Here is a 20,503-nt window from a genome sequence, read left to right on the forward strand (position 1 = left end):
GGGGCCGACCTGCCCCTGTTTTCGAACCGCCGAAGCGGCCCAAACCCGTGGGGCGAGGGCTGAACCCCACCCCGAAACCTCAAACCCGCAGCGCCTCGGCGGCCGCCGCGAACAGCGCCGCCACCTCGCGCAGGTCGTCCGCCTCCTTGCGGCCCACCTTGGCCTCGGGCAGCATCGGGAAGGTCACGAGCGACACTTCCCACAACTCGACCTCGGCCAGCACGCGGCGGCCCTGCTTGTCGCGCTCGGCGCGGATGGTGCGATAGCCGATCGACAGCCCGTCGATGGCGCCCGCCTGGATCAGCGCCGCCGCCTCTCGGGCCTGGGCCACCTCGGACAGCAGGCGGCCCTTGACCCACAGGCCCGTCTCGTCCTCGCGGATCTCCTCCCACACGCCGATGGGCTTGGCCGGATCGTGCTGCCACAGCATCCGCACCTTGTCGCCCTTGGCCGCCAGCCGCGCCAGCGACGCCGCAAAAGCCCCCGGCGCCACCGCGTCGCCCCCCTGGTCGGTCAGGCCGAACAGGCTGGCATAGCCCTCGATCACCTGCCCGTCCGACAGGACCGGCGCACCGCCCGCGAATTTCACCTCAAGTCCCGGAACCATCCGTCAGCCTCCTTTCGGCGCGTATTCCAAAATGCCCTGCACCGCCTGCGTCAGGATCACCGCGACGACGCCATAGACGGTCATCCACAGCCGCCGCTCCAGCCCCTCGATCAGCGCCTCGATCCGCTCCAGCCGCTTTTCCATGGTGCCGAATTGCAGCGCCATGATCCGCTCCTGCGCCTCGAAGCGCTGATCGTGCCAGCCGAAGCCATCCTTCACGAAACGCGACCCCTCCATGGGATCACGCCCCGGCCAGCGGCGGCAGACCCAGAAGCGCCCGCTTTTCCGCATCCGTCAGGAAGGTCGCCGCGCCGATCCTGGCCCATTGCTGGTCGCGCTCCTCGGCCAGCGCCGGGATGCGGTCGGGATCGGGGCGCAGAGCGATTTCCGCGCCCAGATGCTCGGACAGCCACCAAGCGACCGAGGCCGTGACCCGCGTCGCCAAGGGCAGCACCGTCAGGCGATAGAAGGCCCGATGCGCCTCGGCATAGTTCGCATATGTCGCGTCGCCGGGGATCCCCAGCAGCATCGGCGGCACCCCGAAGGCCAGCGCGATTTCCCGCGCTGCCGACAGCTTGGTTTCGTGAAACTCCATGTCGCTGGGGCTGAACCCCATCGGCTTCCAGTCCAAGCCCCCTTCAAGCAGCATGGGACGCCCCGCATTGCGCGCGCCCTGGTGGTTCATCTCGATCTCGCCCACCAGGCGGTCGTATTGCTCGGGCGACAGCACCCCCTGCCCGTCGATCCCCTTATAGACGATCGCGCCGCTGGGCCGCGCCGCATTGTCCAGCAGCGCCTTGGACCAAGCCGAGGCGCTGTTGTGGACATCCAGCGCCACCGCTGCCGCCTGCATCGGCGACAGCCCGTAATGGTCGTCCTGCGGATGGAAGGACTTGACGTGGCAGATCGGATCGGGACTGCCGGTCATGTCGAAGCGGTGCTTGCGCCCGCCGACCGCATAATCATAGGCCACCGGCCAGCCATCCGCCCCCGGAACGATGCTCATCCGGTCCGACCGCAGGACATGCAGCTCCTCGGGCAGGCCCTGCGCGCCCAGGCCCGCCGCCTCGACATAGCCGTTCCCGGACAGCAGCATCTGCCCAAACAGCGCCTCGAACAGCTCGGCCCGGCCCTGCCCCGGATTGGGCCGCCGCAGCAGGTCCAAAACCGGATGCACCTCGTAACGACGGTCGCGGTCCTCGCAGACCACCGGCACCGCCGCCGCCGCCTCGGCGATCAGCTTGACGCAGCGAAAGCCGACCGGGTTGCCGACAAATCCGCCGCGCGTCAGGCTGGCCGTGTCCCGTGACGACCAGACCGCGCGCCCCGCGCCGCTGGCAAGCGCCACCACCCGGCCGGTCGCACTGGCCTTTCTTTCCAGCGCAGGAGCCTGCTTCTCCGCCCGCGAAAACAATCGAAACGCCATCTCTTGCCTCCTTGCCACGAAAAAGGGGCCGCCCCGCAGGACAGCCCCTTTGCCTTGGTCCAAATATCCTCTGGGGTGAGCCGCGCCCGGAAAAAGGTCCAGCGGACCTTTTTCAGCGGCGAACGCCTGCCGCCCCGTCGGCAGGCTGGGGGCGAAGCGCCCCCGGCTTTCTCACAACCGCCGCATCTGCGGCCGCCGCCAGCTTGCCCCCGGCTCGATCACCAGTTCGTGGATCGCCCAGACCAGAGCGTCCAGCCGGTCCGGCGACCCGCGTCCCTCGAAGCCGCGCACCGTCATCTGGCACATCTGGTCCTCCAGCGCGCCAAGCCCGCGCAGGTGCTTGACCCGCCCCTGCTCGTACAGCGCCGCGACGGGTTCCGCCCGCAGCCCCTTGCCCCGGCCCGCCCGCAAGGCGCGGAACGGGACCAAGGGGTCCACCTGCCGGATCACGCTTTCCACCAGGTCGCCGCCCTGGTTCACCTCGGCCACCAGCCGCTCGGCGCCGTGGCGGTCCATCGCGGCGATGGCGGCGCGCGCCCAGTCCAGCGGCCCGCCCTTGATCGTGGCGTCCTCCAGCACATAGGCCCGCCAGTCGCCCGGCTCGCCCTCGGCCACGACGCCCGCGACCACGATGCCGCACTCGTCGCTGGCCTTTCCCGCCGTCACCGCCGGATCGACCGCCACGACAACACGCGACAGCTTCGGCGCGCGTTCCACCCGGCAGCCCTCCAGCATCGCCGTGGTCCACAGCGCGCCTTCCACGTCGTCCAGCAACACGCCGTCCAGTTCCTGCCGCCCCAGCCGGGTGCCGCCATAACGCTGCGCCACCTCGGTCAGGAAGCTTTCCGCCAGATAGGCGCGGTTCGCATCCGTCGGCGCATGGGTCGTGACCGCGGACGCATTGCCCAGGATCCGCTTCAGCACCCCCACATTGCGCGGCGTGGTCGTAACGACCTGCTGCGGATGCTCGCCCAGGCGCAGCGCGAATTGCAGCATGTCCCAGACATCCTCGGACTTCTTCCACTTGGCCAACTCGTCGGCCCAGGCCGCGTCGAACTGCGGCCCGCGCAAGGCCTCGGGCTCATGCGCGGAATAGACGGTGGCCGTCGCGCCATTGGCCCAGACCAGCCGCTTGCGCCCGGCCTCCCAGACGGGGCGCCGGTCGGGCGGAGAACAGGCCAGGATGCCGCTTTCGCCGAACACCATCACCTCGCGCACCTGGTCGAAGGTCTCGCCCACCAGGGCGACGCGGTGGCACCGGCCGGGTGCGGCGGCGGTCGGTCCCTCGACCATCCGCCGCACCCATTCGGACCCGGCGCGGGTCTTGCCCGCGCCGCGCCCGCCCATGATGACCCAGGTCTTCCAGTCGCCCTCGGGGGGCAGTTGGTGCGGCAGGGCCCAGAACTCGAACAGCCAGGGCAGCGCCATCAGCGCGTTTTCCGACAGCCCGCCCAGGAAGGCGTCAACGTCCTGAGGCGCGGCGGAGGCAAGCCAGGCGGCGCCCGATTTCATCTCGTGCCGCGTCAAGGTCGAGGCTGCCTCCTCCGACCGCGCCGGCGATATCCTTGCGTAACTTGTCAACCCTGTTCCTTTCCGCCATCAAAAGGCCGACCGCCTCGCGGACGACCTTTGCGGTTTGCATGGCTTCCTTCAGCTCGGCGGGATCGACGGCCCCACTCTGCCGGGCCTCCAACGCGGCCTCGTGACGTTTCAAATCCTTGACATAGGACCAGAACAACCCTTCGGCGACGGCAATGGCCTCGCTGGGGTCCATGCCTGCCTCCGCACTCGCAACCGGCTTCACGTCCGGCGCGGCCGGGTTCCGCCCGGCCGCGAACGGTCCTTCGGGATCACCGATGCCGATCCCGCGCCATTCCATATCGTTCATGCAAACTGTCCTGCCTCGTGTCCTGTCCGCACGAGCCGAAAAATGAAAAAGCGGCCCAAGGGTTGCCCCCGGCCGCTTGCCCACTTCTCCCAGCATGGAAAGGTTCTACCCCAGGGCGTTCGGTAAGTCAATCGCTAAACCGGGGCGCGCACGGTGCAGGCTTTGTTATCCATTCCGAACAAAGGCTTGCCCTGCGCAACACCCCTGCGCAACACCCGTCCTTCCCCGCGAAACAACCCGCCCGGAAAGCGCAACGGGGATTCGGTTTCAGGCGTCCTTCGTGCCCTTGCCGCGCGGCGCCTTGCCCTGTCCCTGGCTCTTTGCCTCGGTCGCGGCGGCGATGGCGTTGGCGGCCTCGTCCTGCATCTTCTGGGCGAATCCCACCATCTGCGCGGCATAGGCCTCGGCCCATTCCGGCAGATGCCCCGATTTCAGCGCGGCGGCGCGCATTTCCTCGCCCTTCTCGCGGATCTTCTCGAACTGCTCCTCCCAGGCGTTCTGCATCGCCTGCCACTGGTTGCGGACATTCTCGCCCGCTTCCTCGAAATAGCCTCTGAACTGGCGGTTCATCTCGTCCTGGCGTTGCAGGGCGGTTTCCTGCCATTTGCGGGCGCTTGCCAGCATCTCGTCGTTGCGGCTGTTCAGGTCGTCCTGCCATTCGGCCACGCGCTTTTCATAGGTGCGCGCATTTTCGGCCAGGGTCGAAAACATGTCGGACAGTTTCATGGCTCATCCTCCTGCAAGGCGATGGCCGGGCGCGATCCGCGCCACGAAAAAGCCCGCCCTTGCCTGCAATGCTGCGCAACGGGACGGGCTTTGTCAAATGCCCCGAACGGTTTGCGGCGCTCAGCCGTCGCCCTGGACCGGACTTGTCGGATCGCCGCCCTGCTGCCGCTCGATCTCGCGCCAGCGGGCGACGGCCGCGTTGTGCTCCTCCAGCGTGCGGGAAAACGTGTGCCCGCCCGTCCCGTCGGCGACGAAGAAGACGTAATCCGTGCTGTCGGGATTCAGCGCCGCATGGATCGCCGCGCGGCCCGGATTGGCGATGGGCGTCGGCGGCAGCCCGTCCACGCGATAGGTGTTATAGGGCGTCCGCGCCGCCAGTTCCGACCGCCGCAACCCGCGATCCAGAACCCCCTGCCCGTTGGTGATGCCATAGATCACCGTGGGATCCGTCTCCAGCCGCATCCCGCGTTCCAGCCGGTTGACGAAGACGCTGGCGACCTGCGCCCGCTCGTCCGCCACGCCGGTCTCCTTCTCCACGATCGAGGCCATGATCAGCGCCTCCTCGGGCGTCTCGTAGGGCAGGCCGAAAGGCCGCGCCTCCCATTCCTCGGCCAGGATCGCCGCCTGCCGCTGCGCCATCTCGGCCAGCAACGCCGAACGGCTGCGGCCCTTCTCGACCTCATAGGTGTCGGGCGCAAGGCTGCCCTCGGCCGGGATGTCCTCGACCTCGCCGGTCAGAAAGGGCGCGGCCTTCAGAGCCTCGACCACCTGCCAGCTGGTCACGCCCTCGGCCATGACGACGCGCAGCCGCGCGCCGGGCTTTTCGACCGCAACCGAGATCGCCTCGGGCGATTCCTCGGTCGCGGGGTTGAACCGCGCCATTTCCTCGAAGGCGCCGGTGTCGGGGTTCATGTCGCGCAGCAGCACGGTGTTCTCGCGCACGCCCACGCGCACCAGAACCTCGGTCCCGCAGGTCGATGGCCCGCCCGCCGTGATCACCCCGACGATCTGTTCCATGCTGGCATGGGGCGGCACCAGATAGCTGCCGAATTTCAGATCCCGCGCCTTGTCCAGATAGTCTGTCCCGGCCCGAAAGACATAGGAATTGCTGATCGCCCCCTGCTCCACCAGTTGCTGGCTGACCGCGTTCAGGCTGGCGCCGGGCGCCACCTGCACGCATTGCGCGACCGCGCTCGGCCCCGGCCCGCTGAACTGGTGCTTGGCCCAGGCCACCGCCGCCGCCGCCGCGATCAGCATCACGATCAGCAGCGTCAGGAAGTTTGACGCGATATTGCGCCAGATCATTCCCGGACCTTCCCGAGGACCAGCGAGGCGTTGGTGCCGCCAAAGCCGAAGCTGTTGGACAGCGCCACATCGACGCGCCGCCGCACCGCCGCATTCGCCGCCAGATCCAGCTGCGGCTCGACCGCCGGATTGTCCAGGTTGATCGTCGGCGGGCAGATCTGGTCGCGGATCGCCAACGCGCAGAAGATCGCCTCGACCGCGCCCGCCGCGCCCAGCAGATGCCCGATGCTGGACTTGGTGGACGACATCACCACGTTCTTCGCGTGATCACCCAGCAGCCGTTCCACCGCGCCCAACTCGATGGTGTCGGCCATGGTGCTGGTGCCATGGGCGTTGATGTAATCGACCGCCGAAGGCTCCAGCCCGGCATTCTTCAGCGCGTTGCGCATCGCCCGGAAACCGCCATCGCCATCCTCGCTGGGGGCGGTGATGTGATAGGCGTCGCCCGACAGCCCATAGCCCAGAACCTCGGCATAGATTTTGGCCCCGCGCGCCTTGGCGTGCTCGTACTCCTCCAGCACCACGCAGCCCGCGCCCTCGCCCATCACGAACCCGTCCCGGTCCGCATCATAGGGGCGGCTGGCCGCCTGCGGATCGTTGTCGCGCTTGGTGGACAGCGCCTTGCAGGCGTTGAAGCCCGCGATGCCGATCTCGCTGATCGGGCTTTCCGCGCCGCCTGCGACCATCACATCGGCATCGCCCAGCATGATCAGCCGCGCCGCGTCGCCGATGGCATGCGCCCCGGTGGAACAGGCCGTCACGACCGCATGGTTCGGCCCCTTGAAGCCGAAGCGGATGCTGACCTGCCCCGAGACCAGGTTGATCAGCGCCCCCGGAATGAAGAAGGGCGAGACCCGCTTCGGCCCGCGCTCCTTGATCAGCACCGCCGTTTCGGCGATGCTGGTCAGCCCGCCGATCCCCGACCCGATCATCACGCCGGTGCGCTCGCGGTCTTCCTCGGTGGCGGGTTCCCAGCCGGAATCCTTCACCGCCTGTTCCGCCGCGGCCATGCCGTACAGGATGAAGTCGTCGACCTTGCGCCGGTCCTTCGGCTCCATCCAGTCGTCGGGGTTGAAGGTGCCGTCGCTGCCATCGCCGAAAGGGATTTCACAGGCGTATTTCGTCACCACGTCCTTGGGATCGAAGCGCGTGATCGGCCCGGCGCCGGACTGCCCGGCCAGCAGACGTTCCCACGTCGCCTCGACGCCGCAGGCTAGCGGTGTGACCATCCCCAATCCGGTGACAACAACCCTGCGCATCCGCACTGTCCTTCAAGCTGCAAATTCGTTCCGGCCCTGATACACGCAGCGGCAGATCCACGCAACGCCGCGGCTACCGACCGGCAGCTCTTTGCATTGGACCTCAAATATCCCACAGGGGGTCTGGGGGACGTGAAGTCCCCCAGCGATCGCGGGACGCAAGCCTAGACCAACCCCTCGGCCCGGAAATCCGCCCGCAGGTCGCGTTCAGGCCTCGGCCCCACATGCCCGATCACCTCGGCCGCCGCGATGCAGCCCATCCGTCCCGCCACGGCCAGCGGCGCGCCCAGGGCCAGGCCATAGATCAGCCCGGCGGCGAACTGGTCCCCCGCCCCGGTCGCGTCCACCGGCACGACCCGATGCACCGGCGCCGTCACGCGCTCGCCCTCGCGGATCAGGATCGCGTCATCGCCCGAACGGGTGCAGATCACCGTGCCGCAATCCGCCGCCGCCAGACGCAGCGCCTCCTCCAGATCCTCGACCTGATACAGCGACTGCCATTCATGGACATTGCCGATCACGTAATCCATCGGCCCCGCCACCAGCCGCCGGAAATCCGCGCGGTGGCGGTCCACGCAGAAGGGATCGGACAGCGCGATCCCCGCCTGCCCGCCCGCCTCGTGGCAGGACCGCGCGGCCTTCAGGAACGCCTCCTTCCCCTTGGGCTTGTCGAACAGGTATCCTTCCAGGAACAGCCACCCGGCCCCTTGGAACACCGCAGGGTTCACATCGTCCGGCCCCAGTTCGGCCGAAATCCCCAGATAGGTGTTCATCGACCGCTCGCCATCCGGCGTCACGAAGATGATGCTGCGCGAGGTGGGCAGTTGCTCGCCCGCGACAGGAGGGTTCACGAACACCGTTCCCGCCGCCTCGGTCTGCTCGGCATAGGACAAGCCCAGCGGATCGTCCGCCACCCGGCCGATGAAGGCCGTCCGCAGCCCCAGCATTCCGATCCCGGCCAGCGTGTTCGCCACCGACCCGCCGGGCACCAGCCGCGACTGCGCCCGCCCCGGCCCGTGGTCGTCCGCCTGCGCGGCCATCAGATATTCCGACCGCTCGCGCTCGATCAGCTGCATGATTCCCTTGCGGATCCCCAGCGCGGCCAGCCGGTCGTCATCGGTGGGCGAGATCACGTCCATCACCGCATTGCCGATACCGATCACGTAAGGGGTGGTCATGCGGTCTTCTCCTCATAGGGGCACAGATCGTAAATCGGACAGACCGCGCAGCGCGGGCGGCGCGCCTGGCAGATATAGCGGCCGTGCAGGATCAGCCAGCGATGGGCATCCTGCTGGAAGCGGGCGGGCACGTTGTCCTCGATAGCGCGCTCGACCTCCTCGACATCGCGGCCGGGCGCGATGCGGGTGCGGTTGCCGACGCGGAAGATATGCGTATCGACGGCCTGCGCCGGAAAATGAAAGGCGCTGTTCAGCACCACATTGGCGGTCTTGCGCCCGACGCCCGGCAGGCTCATCAGCGCCGCGCGGCTGTCGGGAACCTCGCCGCCGAACTCCTCGACCAGGATGCGCGACAAGGCGATCACGTTCTTCGCCTTCTGGCGGAACAGGCCGATGGTCTTGACATGCTCGGTCACGCCCTCAAGCCCCAGATCCAGCATCTTCTGCGGCGTGTCGGCCACGGCGAACAGGCCCCTGGTGGCCTTGTTGACGCCCACATCCGTGGCCTGCGCCGACAGCGCCACCGCCACCACCAGCGTGAAGGGGTTGGAAAAGACCAGCTCGGTCTCGGGCTGCGGATTGGCCTCGGCCAGGCGCGAAAAGATCGCGACCTGCTGGGCAAAGGGCAAGGGCTGCGGCAGACGGCGGGGCTGGACCATGGCCCGATGCTTTTGGCCGTCCTCGCCCGGCAATGCAAGCCCGGCCCGGCCCCGACCCGGCGACCAGAGGTTTTTTCTGCCAATCCAGCATCTTCCACGCAGCCGTGACTTTCCTTTCCCCCGGAACTGGGCCAGCGTCGGCGCGTTGGGCGGCAACCGGAAATTTGCCGCATGATCAAAGCCGCAAGACCAGGAAAGGGAAATTCCATGAACCTTCGCGTCACCACCATCCTCGCCAGCGCCGGCCTTGTCGCCCTTGGCGCCTGCGCCCCAACCGACGGCACCGGCACGACCGGGATGAGCCGCACCCAGCAAGGCGCCCTGGCCGGGGCCGCCGTCGGCGCCGTCCTGGCGGGCACCCGCGACAGCGACAGCAACAACCAGGGCCGGGACGCCGCGCGCGGCGCGATCCTGGGCGCGGCGGCGGGCGCCATCGCGGGCAACATTCTCGACCGTCAGGCCCAGGCGCTGCAACAGTCCGTCAGCAGCAACGTCCAGGTCGTGAACCGGGGCGACCACCTGCAAGTCATCCTGCCCGAGGGCATCCTGTTCGCCACCGATTCCGCTGCCGTCACCGGCCAGGCGCAGAACGACCTCTATGCCGTGGCGCGCAACCTGAACCAGTATCCGAACAGCCGCGTCCAGGTCGTTGGCCACACCGACAACACCGGGTCGGCCGCGCATAACATGGACCTGTCGCAGCGCCGCGCCCAGTCGGTCGCCAGCATCCTGACCGCCGCAGGCGTGGCCCCGGCCCGCCTGACCGCCACCGGGCAGGGCTTCAACCAGCCGGTCGCATCCAACAACACCGCCGCAGGCCGCGCCCAGAACCGGCGGGTCGAAATCCTGATCTGGCCGACCCGCTGATCGCCACCCCGCAACGCAAAACCCCCGGTCGCAGGACCGGGGGTTTTTTCGTGATCACTGTCCGAATATCACCGTCCGAATGCCGTCAGTTCAACCGACGCGCCACGTCCTCGATGGCTTCGTCGATCCCGGCCGACCGCTGGCCAGCGCCCACCTGCTGCGCCAGCAGGCTGGAGGCCGCCGCGACCGCAGCCTGCACCGCCCGGTCGCGCACGGCACGCACCGCATCGGCCTCGGCGCTGGCGATCTGATCCTCGGCCCCCTTCAGGCGGCGTTCGATCGAGGTCTTCAGGTCGGCCTTGGCCTTGGCGGCCTGGGCCTCGGCCTCGCGCTTGGCATTGGCGACGATCTGATCGGCCTGGCCCGCCACCTCGCGCTGGCGGCGCTCATAGCTGGCATAGATCTCCTGCGCTTCCTCGCGCAGGCGCTTGGCCTCGTCCAAGTCGCGGCGGATGCCCGCAGCGCGGCTGTCCAGCAACGCGCCGATCCGGGCGGGCACCTTGAAATACAGCAGCACGCCCACGAAAACCAGGAACGACACCAGCACGATGAAGTCCGTGTTCCGCAACGAGAAGAACGGGCCCGACGCGGCGGCGGCCGGTCCGGCGGCCAGAACCGTGGCGGCAAGAAGGGAAAGTTTCTTCACTGCAAGGCCCCTTTCATGCGGCTGTCCACGGCCTGATCGACGGCGGCCTGATCGACCGTCCCGCCGAAGCTGCGCACCAGTTCGGCGGCAACGTCGCGGGCGACCTCGCGGGCATCGGTATCGGCGCTGTCGCGGATCTCGCGGATGCGCTTTTCCGATTCCGCCGCGCGCGCCGAAATCTCGGCATCGGCATGGGCGATGGCGGCGTCCAGTTCCTTCTGGATCTCGGCGCGGTTGGCGGCGACGATCTTGCCCGCCTCGGCCCGCGCGTCGGCCAGGGCCTTGTCATAGGCGGCCTCGGCCTCCTTGGCCTTCAGCTTGAATTCCTCGGCGGCCATCAGATCGCCGGTCATGGCGCCCTGGCGGTCGGACAACACGGCGCCGATGCGCGGCAGCGCGATCTTGGCCACGACCCAATACAGCACCAGCATGGTGACGATGAGCCAGAAAATCTGGTTCGCGAAAGTCGTCAGATCCAGCTGGGGCAGGCCCGTGGCTGTCTCGGTCTCGCCATGCGCGATCGAGCTTGCGACGCTTTCGGTATGTTCGGCCGCGGTATGGGCGGCCTCTTGCAACAGGCTGATCATGTCCAAACCCCTTGGCCTTGAAGGTCACGAAGGGGCGGGGGCCGGACCCCCACCCCGCCGCAAGGATGGCGTTGGATCAGACTGCGAACATCAGCAGAAGCGCGACCAGGAACGAGAAGATCCCCAGGGCTTCGGCGAAGGCCATGCCGATGAACAGCGTGGCGGTCTGGCCGGCGGCGGCCGACGGATTGCGGAGCGCGCCCGACAGGAAGTTGCCGGCGACGTTGCCCACACCGATGGCGGCCCCGCCCATGCCGATGGCGGTCAGGCCGACGCCGATGTACTGGCCCAGTTCTCCGATATTGCCTTCCATGATGATGCTCCTTGCGGTTGGAAGTTGTGGATTGGGGTGAAACCCGACCGTGCAGCCCGGCTTAGTGCGACGGGTGCAGCGCGTCCTTCAGGTAGACGCAGGTCAGGATGGTGAAGACATAGGCCTGGATGAAGGCCACCAGGATTTCGAAGGCATACATGCCGACCACCGCGATGATCGAGATCGGCGCGACGGCGGCGATGGCCGCGAAGCCCGCGAAGACCTTGATCACGGCGTGACCGGCGATCATGTTGCCCGCAAGTCGGATGGAATGGCTGACGGGGCGCACGAAATAGCTGATGACCTCGATCACGGCCAGCACCGGGCGGATGGCCAGCGGGGCCGAGCGGACCCAGAACAGGTCCAGGAAATGCGCGCCGTTCTTGATGAAGCCGATGGCCGTCACGGTCAGGAACACCGACAGCGCCAGCACGCCCGTCACCGCGATATGCGAGGTCACGGTAAAGGCCATGGGCAGCAGGCCCAGGAAGTTGGCGAAGACGATGAACATGAACAGCGTCATGATATAGGGGAAGTATTTCAGCCCGTCCTTGCCCGCGATGTCGGCGACCATCTTGTGGACCAGGCCATAGGCCAGTTCCGCGATGGACTGGCTGCGGCTGGGCACGATGGCCCGGCCGCGCGTGCCCATCACCAGCAGGGCCAGCGTGGCGGCGACGATCAGGAACAGCCACAGCGTGACATTGGTCGGCGTGTACCAGTGGACCGCGCCGTCCCCGAACAGCGGGCGCACGATGAACTGGTCCATCGGGTGGAAAGACAGGCCGGTTGCCTCGCCATGCGCTTCTGTCGCCACGATCAGTCCCTCTCGTCGGTGCCCGGCGGCTTGCCGGATGTGCTGCCAAGTTCGGCTGCCGTGCGCATCATCACCTTGATGCCGGCCACGAAGCCGAGAAGTATGAACAGGATCAGCATGATCGGCAGGGTGCCGAACAGCCAGTCCAACCCGTGTCCGATCCCGGCGCCCAGCATGATGCCCGCGACGATCTCGGTGACCATGCGCCAGGCGACATGCGCCTTGTCATAGCCCGCCATCGGCCCGGCGGCCTCTGGCTTCGCGGTCACCTTGGACAGCCGCTCCTCCAGGTCGCGCAGGCGGGCGGCATCCGCCTGCCGGTCCGCGCTGTCCCTGGGATCTTCGGCCATCTGTCGCGCCCGCTCTTCGTTGCCGGGCTGTCTAGGGTGGATCCCCCGCCAAGTCAAGCATGGGGAAAATCCCATCAACATATTGATTTACAATAAAATTGCAGGTTCCGGCGATGATGCGCCGCGCGGCGCCGGCCCTGCCCGACGCGGACAATATTCAACCGGACAGTTGACCATTCCCGCCATTCCGCGCCATCACGGGCGGATGAACGCCCCCGCGCCCGACCGGCTGGACCTGATCTTCGCGGCCCTGGCCGACCCCACGCGGCGGCGGGTGCTGTCGATGCTGCTGGAAGACGACATGGCCGTCAGCGACGTGGCCGCGCCCTTCGACATGAGCCTGGCGGCGATCTCCAAGCATCTGTCGGTCCTTGCGGCGGCCGGGCTGATCCGGCAGGAACGCCGGGGCCGGATCACCTGGTGCAAGCTGGACCCGGACGGGATGCGCGCGGCATCCGTCTGGATGCAGGGCTTCGGGCAGTTCGACCCGGTGGACCTGGACGATTTCGAACGGTTTCTAGAGGCGCAGATCAGCGAATGGAGCAGCGATGACGGCGCCCCCTGACATCCTCTGCATCGGCGCGATGCTGTGGGACGTGATCGGCCGCGCGCCGCGCCGGATGGCGCCGGGCGCCGACGTGCCGGGCCGCATCCGCCACATCCCCGGCGGCGTGGCCCTGAACGTCGCGGTGGCGCTGGCCCGCTGGGGGCTGCGCCCCGCCGTCCTGTCCGCCGTGGGCCGCGACCCGGAAGGAGCGGCCCTGGTGGCCGAGGCGGAACGTCTGGGCGTCCTGACCGCACATCTGGCCCGCGACACCGGCCTGCCGACCGACACCTATATGGGGATCGAGGACAGCGAGGGGCTGATTGCCGCCATCGCCGATGTCCACAGCCTGGAGGATGCGGGCATCGCGATCCTGGCCCCGCTGGACGGCGCGCTGTCCGGCTGGACCGCCCCGGTGGTCCTGGACGGCAACCTGACCGAGGATCTGCTGGCCAGCGTGGCCCGCGACCCGCGCCTGTCCCGCGCCGACCTGCGCGTGGTCCCCGCCAGCCCCGGCAAGGCCGAACGGCTGGAACCCCTGATCGCCGCCCGGCGCGGCTGCTTCTATCTCAACCGGCTGGAGGCCGAGATCCTCGCCGGTCGCGCCTGTCCCGACGCCGCCACCGCCGCGCAGGCCGTCGTCGCGCGCGGCGCCGCCCGCGTGCTGGTCACCGACGGCCCGCATCCGGTCGCCGAGGCGATGGCGGGTGCGCCGACCCTGACCTTCGCCCCGCCGCCCGTCACTGTCGCGCGCGTGACCGGCGCGGGCGATTGTTTCCTGGCCGCGCATCTGGCCGCCGAACTGAACCGACAGCCGCGCGACGCGGCCCTGCGCCAGGCCGCCTGTGCCGCCGCCGCGCATGTCTCTGGAAAGGATGTTCCATGACCGCCCCCCTCACCTTCTCGCCCGAAGTCCGCGACGCCCTGGCCGCAGGCCGCCCGGTCGTGGCGCTGGAATCGACGATCATCACCCACGGGATGCCCTGGCCGCAGAACCTGGACATGGCGCGGCAGGTCGAACAGGCGATCCGCGACAACGGCGCAGTGCCCGCCACTATCGCCGTGATGGGCGGGCAGATCCATGTCGGCATGGACGACAAGGCGCTGGAGGCCCTGGCGCAGACGCCGCCGGATCAGGCGATGAAGCTGTCGCGCGCCGATCTGGCGGTCTGCCTGGCCAATGGCCGCACCGGCGCGACCACGGTCGCCGCGACGATGATCTGCGCGCATCTGGCGGGCATCCGGGTCTTTGCGACCGGCGGCATCGGCGGCGTGCATCGCGGGGCCGAGTCCAGCTTCGACATTTCCGCCGACCTTCAGGAACTGGCGCAGACGCCGGTGACCGTGGTGGCGGCAGGCGCCAAGGCGATCCTGGACCTGCCCAAGACCTGGGAGGTGCTGGAAACCCTGGGCGTGCCCGTGATCGCCTATGGCCAGGACGACCTGCCCGCCTTCTGGTCGCGCGCCAGCGGCATCCGCGCGCCGCTGCGCATGGACAGCCCCGATCAGATCGCCGCCGCCGCCGCCATGCGCGCGCGCCTTGGCCTGAACGGCGGCCAGCTTGTCGCCAACCCGATCCCACCCGAGGCCGAGATCGCCGCCGAGGTGATCGGCCCGGTCATCGAACAGGCCCTGTCCGAGGCCGAGGCCCAACGCATCGCCGCGAAACAGGTCACGCCTTTCCTGCTGCAACGCATCTTCGAACTGACCGAGGGCCGGTCGCTGCACTCCAACATCGCCCTGGTCCTGAACAACGCCCGCCTGGCATCGCAGATTGCCGTCGCCATGACCCAGCGATGACCCGTTGACCGTCCCGCCCATCCCGGCGTAAGGCTGGCGACGTGCGCGGCTGGCGGAATTGGTAGACGCAGTTGGTTTAGGTCCAACCGCTTCGGCGTGGGGGTTCGAGTCCCTCGCCGCGCACCACAGCGCCGGGCTGGGCGCGGCACTGCTGCGCCGCAGTCCCCGCCAGCCTCAGTGGCAGTCCAGCGTCACCTCGACCGGGTTTGGCACCAGATCCAGCATCGCACCGCTGCTGGCATCCACACCGGCGCCGATGATGCCGCCGACCAGCACGTTGCCCGCCATGGCGGCGCTGCCGCCGTTGGCGACCTTGTTTGTCACGCGGACCTGCTGATGCTTGCAGCCGTCCTTCGTGATCAGGACATTCAGTTCCGACTTGCGCGGCACCTTGAACGTGCACGGCGTGTTGTTGCAGGTCTGCCCGTCGCTCATCTTCACCTGGGCGCCGGTGGGGGTCGAGTTGACGATAAGCGCGTCGTTGGACCCGCGCGTGATGGTGGCGCAGCCCGCAACGGAAAGAACGGCGCAAACAAGAAGGATTGGTTTGAACATCATGTCCTCGTAAAAGATTGCCGCTGCTTGGTCGCGCGAAATCGTGAACGGGACAACCAGCCATATAATTCTGTTTTTATTAGATTTCCGCAGACCTCTTGCCCTGCCGGAGCGACCGCGACAGGATCTGCCCCGCCTTGACTTTTGACCGCCCGGTCAGCAAACTGGCCCGGTACCTATCTATAGACAGGCAGCAGGAGGGTCTTATGAACATCGACCTTTCGCGCCGCGGCTTCTTGAGGCTGGCGGGTGCGGGGGTTGCGGCGACATCGCTGGGGGCCATGGGCTTCGGCGGGGCCGAGGCGGCGGAACAGGCGCATGTGCGCGCCTTCAAGCTGGCCACGACCACGGAAACGCGCAACACCTGTCCCTACTGCTCGGTCGCCTGCGGGATCATCATGTATTCCAAGGGCGACGTGAAAGCGGGCGAGACCGCCCAGCTTCTGCACATCGAAGGCGACGCCGACCATCCGACGAATCGCGGCACGCTGTGCCCCAAGGGCGCCGCGCTGAAGGATTTCGTCCATGCGCCCACGCGCCTGACCAAGCCGCGCTATCGCGCCGCCGGTGCCAGCGACTTCCAGGACATCACCTGGGACGAGGCCCTGGACAAGATCGCCCGCGCGATGAAGGACGACCGCGACGCCAACCTGATCCAGGTGAACGAGGCGGGCGTGCCCGTCAACCGCTGGACCACGACCGGCTTCCTGGCGGCATCGGCAACCACGAACGAAACCGCATGGCTGACCTACAAGACGGTCCGGTCCATGGGGATCGTCGGATTCGATAACCAGGCGCGCGTCTGACACGGCCCCACGGTGTCCAGTTTGGGCCCGACATTTGGCCGTGGAGCGATGACCAACTCCTGGACCGACATCAAGAACACCGACCTTGTGGTCGTCATGGGCGGCAATGCCGCCGAAGCGCATCCCTGCGGCTTCAAATGGGTGACCGAGGCCAAGCACCATCGCGGCGCCAAGCTGATCGTGGTCGATCCGCGCTATAACCGCACGGCGTCCGTGTCGGATTACTATGCGCCGATCCGTCCGGGCAGCGACATCGTGTTCCTGATGGGCGTGATCCGCTGGTGCATCGAAAACGACAAGGTGCAGTGGGATTACGTCCGCAACTATACCAACGCCAGCTTCCTGGTGAAGGACGAGTTCGGCTGGTCCGACGGGCTGTTCACCGGCTATGACGAGGAAAAGCGCGACTACGACAAGTCCAGCTGGGACTACAAGATGGGCGAGGACGGGTTCGTCCAGACCGATCCCACCCTGCAGGATCCGCGCTGCGTCTGGAACCTGCTGAAAGCGCATGTCGACGCCTATACGCCGGAATTCGTCGAACGCATCTGCGGTACGCCCAAGGACAAGTTCCTGCATATCTGCGGCATGATCGGCGAATGCTCGTCGCCGACCAAGACCATGACCTCGATGTATGCGCTTGGCTGGACCCAGCATTCCAAGGGCGCGCAGAACATCCGCGGCATGGCGATGCTGCAACTGATCCTGGGCAATATCGGCGTCCGGGGCGGCGGGATGAACGCGCTGCGCGGCCATTCCAACATCCAGGGCCTGACCGATATCGGGCTGATGTCGAACCTGATCCCCGGCTACCTGAACATCCCCACGGAAAAGGAAGCGGACTGGGCGACCTACATGTCCACCCGCGGCTTCAAGCCGATCGTGCCGGGGCAGACCAGTTACTGGCAGAACTATTCCAAGTTCATGGTCAGCTTCATGAAGGCGATGTGGGGGGATGCCGCCACCGCCGAAAACGACTGGGCCTATCACTATCTGCCGAAACTGGACGTGCCCGCCTATGACGGGATGCGCATGTTCGAGCTGATGGCCCATGGCAAGGTGAACCTGTATTTCTGCCAGGGCTTCAACCCGATCCTGTCCTTCCCCAACCGGGGCAAGATGACCGAGGCGTTTTCCAAGCTGAAGATGCTGGTGGTCATGGACCCGCTGGAGACGGAGACCTCGCATTTCTGGCAGAACCACGGCATCTACAACGACGTGGACACGGCATCCATCCAGACCGAAGTTCTGGAACTGCCCACCACCTGCTTTGCCGAGGACGAGGGCGCGTTGGTGAACTCGGGCCGGTGGCTGCAATGGCACTGGCCGGGGGCGACCCCGCCGGGCGAGGCCAAGCACGACACCTGGATCATGGCGCAGATCTTCCTGCGCGTGAAAAAGCTCTATCAGGACGAAGGCGGGGTCTTCCCCGACCCGATCCTGAACCTGACCTGGGACTATCGCGACCCGAACGATCCCAAGGCGGACGAGCTTGCCCGGGAAATGAACGGCCGCGCGCTGGCGACCGTCTATGACGCCGCCGACCCCACCAAGGTCGTGGCCGAGGCCGGGCAGCAACTGTCCAGCTTCGGGCATTACCGCGACGACGGGTCCACCATGGGCGGCTGCTGGATCTATGCCGGAAGCTGGACCGAGGCGGGCAACATGATGGCGCGGCGGGACAATACCGATCCCGACGACACCGGCGCCTTCCTCAATTGGGCCTTTGCCTGGCCGGCGAACCGGCGGATCCTGTACAATCGGGCGTCCTGCGACTTGCAGGGCAAGCCCTGGGATCCCTCGCGCAAGATCATCGAATGGACAGGCGAGAAATGGGAAGGCTATGACGTGCCGGACATTCCGGTCACGGCCAAGCCAGAGGAGGTCGGTCCGTTCATCATGAACCCCGAGGGTGCGTCCCGGCTTTTCAGCCGGGGGATGATGCGCGACGGCCCCTTCCCGACGCATATGGAACCGTTCGAGGCCCCCATTGCCAACGTCTTCAACCCGAAGATGCGCGGCAACCCGGTGGCACGGGTGTTCCAAAGCACGGCGGACCAGTTCGCCGAGATCGGGGATCCCGAATTCCCCTGCGTCGCGACCAGCTATCGCCTGACCGAGCATTTCCACTATTGGACCAAGCACAACCCGGTGAACGCCGCGTTGCAGCCCGAGTTCTTCGTGGAAATCAGCGAGGAACTGGCGGCGGAACGCGGCATCGCCAAGGGCGGCCGGGTCCGGGTCTGGTCCAAGCGCGGGCAGGTCTGGGCCAAGGCGGTCGTGACCAAGCGGCTGCGGCCGTTGCAGGTGGACGGCAAGACCGTCCATGTCATCGGCATCCCGCTGCATTGGGGCTTCATGGGATCGGCGAAAAAGGGCTTCGGCCCGAACAGCCTGACCTCTCAGGTCGGCGACGCGAACGTCGAGACGCCTGAATTCAAGGCCTTCATGGTCAATATCGAACCCGCAGAGGAGCCGGTGGCATGACCGAAACCGCGCCCCAACCCACCACGGCGGCGGCCAACCCGCCCGTCCAGCCGATCGGGTCGAACCTGCTGCCCTCCGACGTGGTCCGCATCTCGGCCACCAAGGACGTGCCGCAGCCCGACCGGCAGCTGACCAAGGTCGCCAAGCTGATCGACGTCAGCAAATGCATCGGCTGCAAGGCCTGCCAGTCGGCCTGCATCGAGTGGAACGACACCAAGCCCGAGGTCGAGACCAACGTGGGGGTCTATGAAAACCCCCACGACCTGACCCCGAACATGTTCACCCTGATGCGGTTCAGCGAATGGGTGAACCCGGAAACCGACAACCTGGAATGGCTGATCCGCAAGGACGGCTGCATGCATTGCGAGGATCCGGGCTGTCTCAAGGCCTGCCCGGCGCCCGGCGCTATCGTGCAGTATTCCAACGGCATCGTCGATTTCATCCATGAAAACTGCATCGGCTGCGGATACTGCGTGACCGGCTGCCCCTTCGACATCCCGCGCATCAGCAAGGTCGATCACAAGAGCTATAAATGCACCCTCTGTTCCGACCGCGTGGCGGTGGGCCAGGGTCCGGCCTGCGCCAAGGCCTGCCCCACCCAGGCCATCGTCTTCGGAACCAAAGAGGACATGATCGCCCATGCCAACGACCGGATCGAGGATCTGAAGTCGCGCGGCTATGACAACGCCGGGATCTATGACCCGCAGGGGGTGGGCGGCACGCATGTGATCTATGTGCTGCACCATGCCGACAAGCCGCAGATCTATGACGGGCTGCCGGAAAATCCGCGCATCTCGCCGGTGGTCGAGGGCTGGAAGGGCGTCACCAAGACCGCCGGTCTGGCGGTGATGGGGGTGGCCGCCGTGGGGGCCGCGATCCACGGGCTGTTCGCCCGCGCCAACCGCGTGGACGAACACGAGGAACAGGCCGCAGAACGGCTGGTCCAGGCCGATGCGCCCGCCACTGCGCCCCATGACAGGGGGGACGTGTGATGCCGCGCCCCCTCTATTCCGAACCGGGCGACCGGATCGAAAGCGTCAGGCCGGTGACGGTCAGCCGTTACCGGGGCTTCATCCGGGGCAACCACTGGCTGACGGCGCTGTCGCTGATCCTGCTGCTGCTGTCGGGTCTGGCGCTGTTCCATCCGTCGCTGTATTTCCTGACCGGCCTGTTCGGCGGCGGGCAGACGACGCGCTGGATCCATCCGATCATCGGCGTGGTGCTGTTCTTCAGCTTCCTGCTGATGTTCGTGCAGCTGTGGCGCCTGAACCTGCCCCGCCCCGAGGATACCACCTGGGTCGCCCAGATCGGGGATGTGGTCGCCGGACACGAGGAAAAGCTGCCCGAGCTTGGCAAATACAACGCCGGGCAGAAATTCATCTTCTGGGCCATGTCGATCCTGATCGTGGTGCTGATCGTGACCGGCGTGATGATCTGGGAACAGTTCTTCGGCGGGCTGGTGACGATCCCGACCCGGCGCATCGCCGTGCTGGTGCATTCGCTGGCAGCGGTGGCGATCATCCTGGTGTTCATCCTGCATGTCTATGCGGCGATCTGGACGCGCGGCACGTTGCGGGCGATGACGCGGGGAACCGTGACGGGCGGCTGGGCCTATCGCCACCACCGCAAATGGCTGCGCGAACTGGCTGGACGCCGCCAGAACGGCCCGGCAGAATAACGCAA

At 67.2% G+C, this 20,503-nt stretch carries 24 protein-coding genes and 1 tRNA gene; 9 read left to right on the forward strand and 16 right to left on the reverse strand.

Features of this window, described 5'->3' with window-relative positions:
- Positions 1-79 precede the first annotated feature (79 nt).
- The 10 genes from PARHAE_RS10875 to nth form a co-directional block, all read right to left on the reverse strand.
- Positions 80-607, reverse strand: a complete 528-nt coding sequence (locus PARHAE_RS10875) for an HK97 family phage prohead protease (RefSeq protein ID WP_126154634.1) — start codon at positions 605-607, stop codon at positions 80-82.
- Between the two features lie 3 nt (positions 608-610).
- The gene (locus PARHAE_RS10880; RefSeq protein ID WP_126154635.1) at positions 611-844 is read right to left on the reverse strand and encodes a GTA head formation protein, RCAP_rcc01685 family; all 234 of its coding nucleotides are present in this window, start codon (positions 842-844) and stop codon (positions 611-613) included.
- A gap of 4 nt (positions 845-848) precedes the next feature.
- Positions 849-2,033, reverse strand: coding sequence for a phage portal protein (locus tag PARHAE_RS10885; protein WP_126154636.1), 1,185 nt, complete (start codon positions 2,031-2,033; stop codon positions 849-851).
- A 171-nt stretch (positions 2,034-2,204) separates the two neighbouring features.
- Entirely contained in the window at positions 2,205-3,545 is a 1,341-nt protein-coding gene (locus PARHAE_RS10890) for a DNA-packaging protein (protein WP_126154637.1), read from the reverse strand.
- Complete coding sequence (locus tag PARHAE_RS10895) at positions 3,496-3,921, reverse strand: permease (RefSeq protein ID WP_241232770.1); 426 nt, start codon at positions 3,919-3,921, stop codon at positions 3,496-3,498. Before PARHAE_RS10895 ends, PARHAE_RS10890 begins: the two co-directional genes overlap by 50 nt.
- 267 nt (positions 3,922-4,188) lie before the next feature.
- Entirely contained in the window at positions 4,189-4,647 is a 459-nt protein-coding gene (locus tag PARHAE_RS10900) for a hypothetical protein (RefSeq protein WP_126154638.1), read from the reverse strand.
- 120 nt (positions 4,648-4,767) lie between these two features.
- Positions 4,768-5,952 carry an endolytic transglycosylase MltG gene (gene mltG, locus PARHAE_RS10905; RefSeq protein WP_126154639.1) on the reverse strand — a complete coding sequence of 395 codons (1,185 nt, stop codon included), beginning with the start codon at positions 5,950-5,952 and terminating at the stop codon, positions 4,768-4,770.
- Positions 5,949-7,211, reverse strand: coding sequence for a beta-ketoacyl-ACP synthase II (fabF, locus tag PARHAE_RS10910; protein ID WP_126154640.1), 1,263 nt, complete (start codon positions 7,209-7,211; stop codon positions 5,949-5,951). The genes mltG and fabF overlap by 4 nt, the downstream gene beginning before the upstream one ends.
- Positions 7,212-7,375: 164 nt before the next feature.
- Positions 7,376-8,389: an adenosine kinase gene (locus tag PARHAE_RS10915; RefSeq protein WP_126154641.1), complete on the reverse strand. Its 1,014-nt coding sequence runs from the start codon at positions 8,387-8,389 to the stop codon at positions 7,376-7,378.
- Positions 8,386-9,048, reverse strand: coding sequence for an endonuclease III (gene nth, locus PARHAE_RS10920; protein WP_126154642.1), 663 nt, complete (start codon positions 9,046-9,048; stop codon positions 8,386-8,388). Before nth ends, PARHAE_RS10915 begins: the two co-directional genes overlap by 4 nt.
- A gap of 207 nt (positions 9,049-9,255) precedes the next feature.
- Between nth and PARHAE_RS10925 the strand changes: the two genes are divergently transcribed.
- On the forward strand, positions 9,256-9,915 hold the full coding sequence (locus tag PARHAE_RS10925; protein ID WP_126154643.1) for a YiaD family glycine zipper/OmpA-like lipoprotein: 660 nt from the start codon (positions 9,256-9,258) through the stop codon (positions 9,913-9,915).
- An 85-nt stretch (positions 9,916-10,000) separates the two neighbouring features.
- Here PARHAE_RS10925 and PARHAE_RS10930 read toward each other — a convergent pair whose 3' ends face one another.
- The 5 genes from PARHAE_RS10930 to PARHAE_RS10950 all read right to left on the reverse strand — a co-directional run bounded on the left by PARHAE_RS10930 (position 10,001) and on the right by PARHAE_RS10950 (position 12,628).
- A complete protein-coding gene (locus tag PARHAE_RS10930; RefSeq protein WP_126154644.1) occupies positions 10,001-10,561 on the reverse strand; it encodes a F0F1 ATP synthase subunit B in 561 nt (186 codons plus the stop codon).
- On the reverse strand, positions 10,558-11,148 hold the full coding sequence (locus PARHAE_RS10935; protein WP_126154645.1) for a F0F1 ATP synthase subunit B': 591 nt from the start codon (positions 11,146-11,148) through the stop codon (positions 10,558-10,560). Before PARHAE_RS10935 ends, PARHAE_RS10930 begins: the two co-directional genes overlap by 4 nt.
- A gap of 76 nt (positions 11,149-11,224) precedes the next feature.
- Positions 11,225-11,461 carry a F0F1 ATP synthase subunit C gene (locus tag PARHAE_RS10940; protein ID WP_089343169.1) on the reverse strand — a complete coding sequence of 79 codons (237 nt, stop codon included), beginning with the start codon at positions 11,459-11,461 and terminating at the stop codon, positions 11,225-11,227.
- 61 nt (positions 11,462-11,522) lie between these two features.
- Positions 11,523-12,278 (reverse strand): F0F1 ATP synthase subunit A, encoded by a 756-nt coding sequence (locus tag PARHAE_RS10945; RefSeq protein ID WP_241232771.1) that lies wholly within the window; start codon positions 12,276-12,278, stop codon positions 11,523-11,525.
- Positions 12,279-12,280: 2 nt separating this feature from the next.
- Positions 12,281-12,628: an AtpZ/AtpI family protein gene (locus PARHAE_RS10950; RefSeq protein ID WP_126154646.1), complete on the reverse strand. Its 348-nt coding sequence runs from the start codon at positions 12,626-12,628 to the stop codon at positions 12,281-12,283.
- A 205-nt stretch (positions 12,629-12,833) separates the two neighbouring features.
- On the opposite strand from PARHAE_RS10950, the gene PARHAE_RS10955 reads away from it, so the two are divergent.
- From PARHAE_RS10955 to PARHAE_RS10970, 4 genes are all read left to right on the forward strand, one after another.
- Complete coding sequence (locus tag PARHAE_RS10955) at positions 12,834-13,193, forward strand: ArsR/SmtB family transcription factor (RefSeq protein ID WP_126154675.1); 360 nt, start codon at positions 12,834-12,836, stop codon at positions 13,191-13,193.
- On the forward strand, positions 13,177-14,058 hold the full coding sequence (locus PARHAE_RS10960) for a PfkB family carbohydrate kinase (protein WP_126154647.1): 882 nt from the start codon (positions 13,177-13,179) through the stop codon (positions 14,056-14,058). Before PARHAE_RS10955 ends, PARHAE_RS10960 begins: the two co-directional genes overlap by 17 nt.
- Positions 14,055-14,972 carry a pseudouridine-5'-phosphate glycosidase gene (locus PARHAE_RS10965; RefSeq protein ID WP_126154648.1) on the forward strand — a complete coding sequence of 306 codons (918 nt, stop codon included), beginning with the start codon at positions 14,055-14,057 and terminating at the stop codon, positions 14,970-14,972. Before PARHAE_RS10960 ends, PARHAE_RS10965 begins: the two co-directional genes overlap by 4 nt.
- 43 nt (positions 14,973-15,015) lie before the next feature.
- Positions 15,016-15,098: transfer RNA gene (locus PARHAE_RS10970), tRNA-Leu, on the forward strand.
- 48 nt (positions 15,099-15,146) lie between these two features.
- Here PARHAE_RS10970 and PARHAE_RS10975 read toward each other — a convergent pair.
- Entirely contained in the window at positions 15,147-15,527 is a 381-nt protein-coding gene (locus PARHAE_RS10975; protein ID WP_126154676.1) for a translation initiation factor 2, read from the reverse strand.
- A gap of 206 nt (positions 15,528-15,733) precedes the next feature.
- Between PARHAE_RS10975 and PARHAE_RS22250 the strand changes: the two genes are divergently transcribed.
- Genes PARHAE_RS22250 through PARHAE_RS10995 form a run of 4 tightly spaced genes read left to right on the forward strand, consistent with a single transcriptional unit; the run spans position 15,734 to position 20,498 of the window.
- The gene (locus PARHAE_RS22250; protein ID WP_126154649.1) at positions 15,734-16,333 is read left to right on the forward strand and encodes a twin-arginine translocation signal domain-containing protein; all 600 of its coding nucleotides are present in this window, start codon (positions 15,734-15,736) and stop codon (positions 16,331-16,333) included.
- Positions 16,334-16,345: 12 nt separating this feature from the next.
- Complete coding sequence (gene fdnG, locus PARHAE_RS10985) at positions 16,346-18,820, forward strand: formate dehydrogenase-N subunit alpha (RefSeq protein WP_206436932.1); 2,475 nt, start codon at positions 16,346-16,348, stop codon at positions 18,818-18,820.
- A complete protein-coding gene (gene fdxH, locus PARHAE_RS10990) occupies positions 18,817-19,812 on the forward strand; it encodes a formate dehydrogenase subunit beta (protein WP_126154651.1) in 996 nt (331 codons plus the stop codon). Before fdnG ends, fdxH begins: the two co-directional genes overlap by 4 nt.
- Entirely contained in the window at positions 19,812-20,498 is a 687-nt protein-coding gene (locus PARHAE_RS10995) for a formate dehydrogenase subunit gamma (protein ID WP_126154652.1), read from the forward strand. The genes fdxH and PARHAE_RS10995 overlap by 1 nt, the downstream gene beginning before the upstream one ends.
- The last annotated feature ends 5 nt before the right edge of the window (positions 20,499-20,503 follow it).

Origin of the sequence: Paracoccus haematequi (genome assembly GCF_900631945.1) — a bacterium.
GTDB lineage: Bacteria > Pseudomonadota > Alphaproteobacteria > Rhodobacterales > Rhodobacteraceae > Paracoccus > Paracoccus haematequi_A.

Coding starts and splice junctions, on each gene's coding strand:
- fabF (WP_126154640.1), bottom strand. CDS start 7,211: ATGCGCAGGGTTGTTGTCACCGGATTGGGGATGGTCACACCGCTAGCC.
- PARHAE_RS10900 (WP_126154638.1), bottom strand. CDS start 4,647: ATGAAACTGTCCGACATGTTTTCGACCCTGGCCGAAAATGCGCGCACC.
- PARHAE_RS10895 (WP_241232770.1), bottom strand. CDS start 3,921: ATGAACGATATGGAATGGCGCGGGATCGGCATCGGTGATCCCGAAGGA.
- PARHAE_RS10935 (WP_126154645.1), bottom strand. CDS start 11,148: ATGATCAGCCTGTTGCAAGAGGCCGCCCATACCGCGGCCGAACATACC.
- PARHAE_RS10995 (WP_126154652.1), top strand. CDS start 19,812: ATGCCGCGCCCCCTCTATTCCGAACCGGGCGACCGGATCGAAAGCGTC.
- PARHAE_RS10925 (WP_126154643.1), top strand. CDS start 9,256: ATGAACCTTCGCGTCACCACCATCCTCGCCAGCGCCGGCCTTGTCGCC.
- PARHAE_RS10915 (WP_126154641.1), bottom strand. CDS start 8,389: ATGACCACCCCTTACGTGATCGGTATCGGCAATGCGGTGATGGACGTG.
- PARHAE_RS10880 (WP_126154635.1), bottom strand. CDS start 844: ATGGAGGGGTCGCGTTTCGTGAAGGATGGCTTCGGCTGGCACGATCAG.
- PARHAE_RS10950 (WP_126154646.1), bottom strand. CDS start 12,628: ATGGCCGAAGATCCCAGGGACAGCGCGGACCGGCAGGCGGATGCCGCC.
- PARHAE_RS10955 (WP_126154675.1), top strand. CDS start 12,834: ATGAACGCCCCCGCGCCCGACCGGCTGGACCTGATCTTCGCGGCCCTG.
- mltG (WP_126154639.1), bottom strand. CDS start 5,952: ATGATCTGGCGCAATATCGCGTCAAACTTCCTGACGCTGCTGATCGTG.
- PARHAE_RS10885 (WP_126154636.1), bottom strand. CDS start 2,033: ATGGCGTTTCGATTGTTTTCGCGGGCGGAGAAGCAGGCTCCTGCGCTG.
- PARHAE_RS10960 (WP_126154647.1), top strand. CDS start 13,177: ATGACGGCGCCCCCTGACATCCTCTGCATCGGCGCGATGCTGTGGGAC.
- PARHAE_RS10890 (WP_126154637.1), bottom strand. CDS start 3,545: ATGAAATCGGGCGCCGCCTGGCTTGCCTCCGCCGCGCCTCAGGACGTT.
- nth (WP_126154642.1), bottom strand. CDS start 9,048: ATGGTCCAGCCCCGCCGTCTGCCGCAGCCCTTGCCCTTTGCCCAGCAG.
- PARHAE_RS22250 (WP_126154649.1), top strand. CDS start 15,734: ATGAACATCGACCTTTCGCGCCGCGGCTTCTTGAGGCTGGCGGGTGCG.
- fdxH (WP_126154651.1), top strand. CDS start 18,817: ATGACCGAAACCGCGCCCCAACCCACCACGGCGGCGGCCAACCCGCCC.
- PARHAE_RS10875 (WP_126154634.1), bottom strand. CDS start 607: ATGGTTCCGGGACTTGAGGTGAAATTCGCGGGCGGTGCGCCGGTCCTG.
- PARHAE_RS10940 (WP_089343169.1), bottom strand. CDS start 11,461: ATGGAAGGCAATATCGGAGAACTGGGCCAGTACATCGGCGTCGGCCTG.
- PARHAE_RS10965 (WP_126154648.1), top strand. CDS start 14,055: ATGACCGCCCCCCTCACCTTCTCGCCCGAAGTCCGCGACGCCCTGGCC.
- PARHAE_RS10975 (WP_126154676.1), bottom strand. CDS start 15,527: ATGTTCAAACCAATCCTTCTTGTTTGCGCCGTTCTTTCCGTTGCGGGC.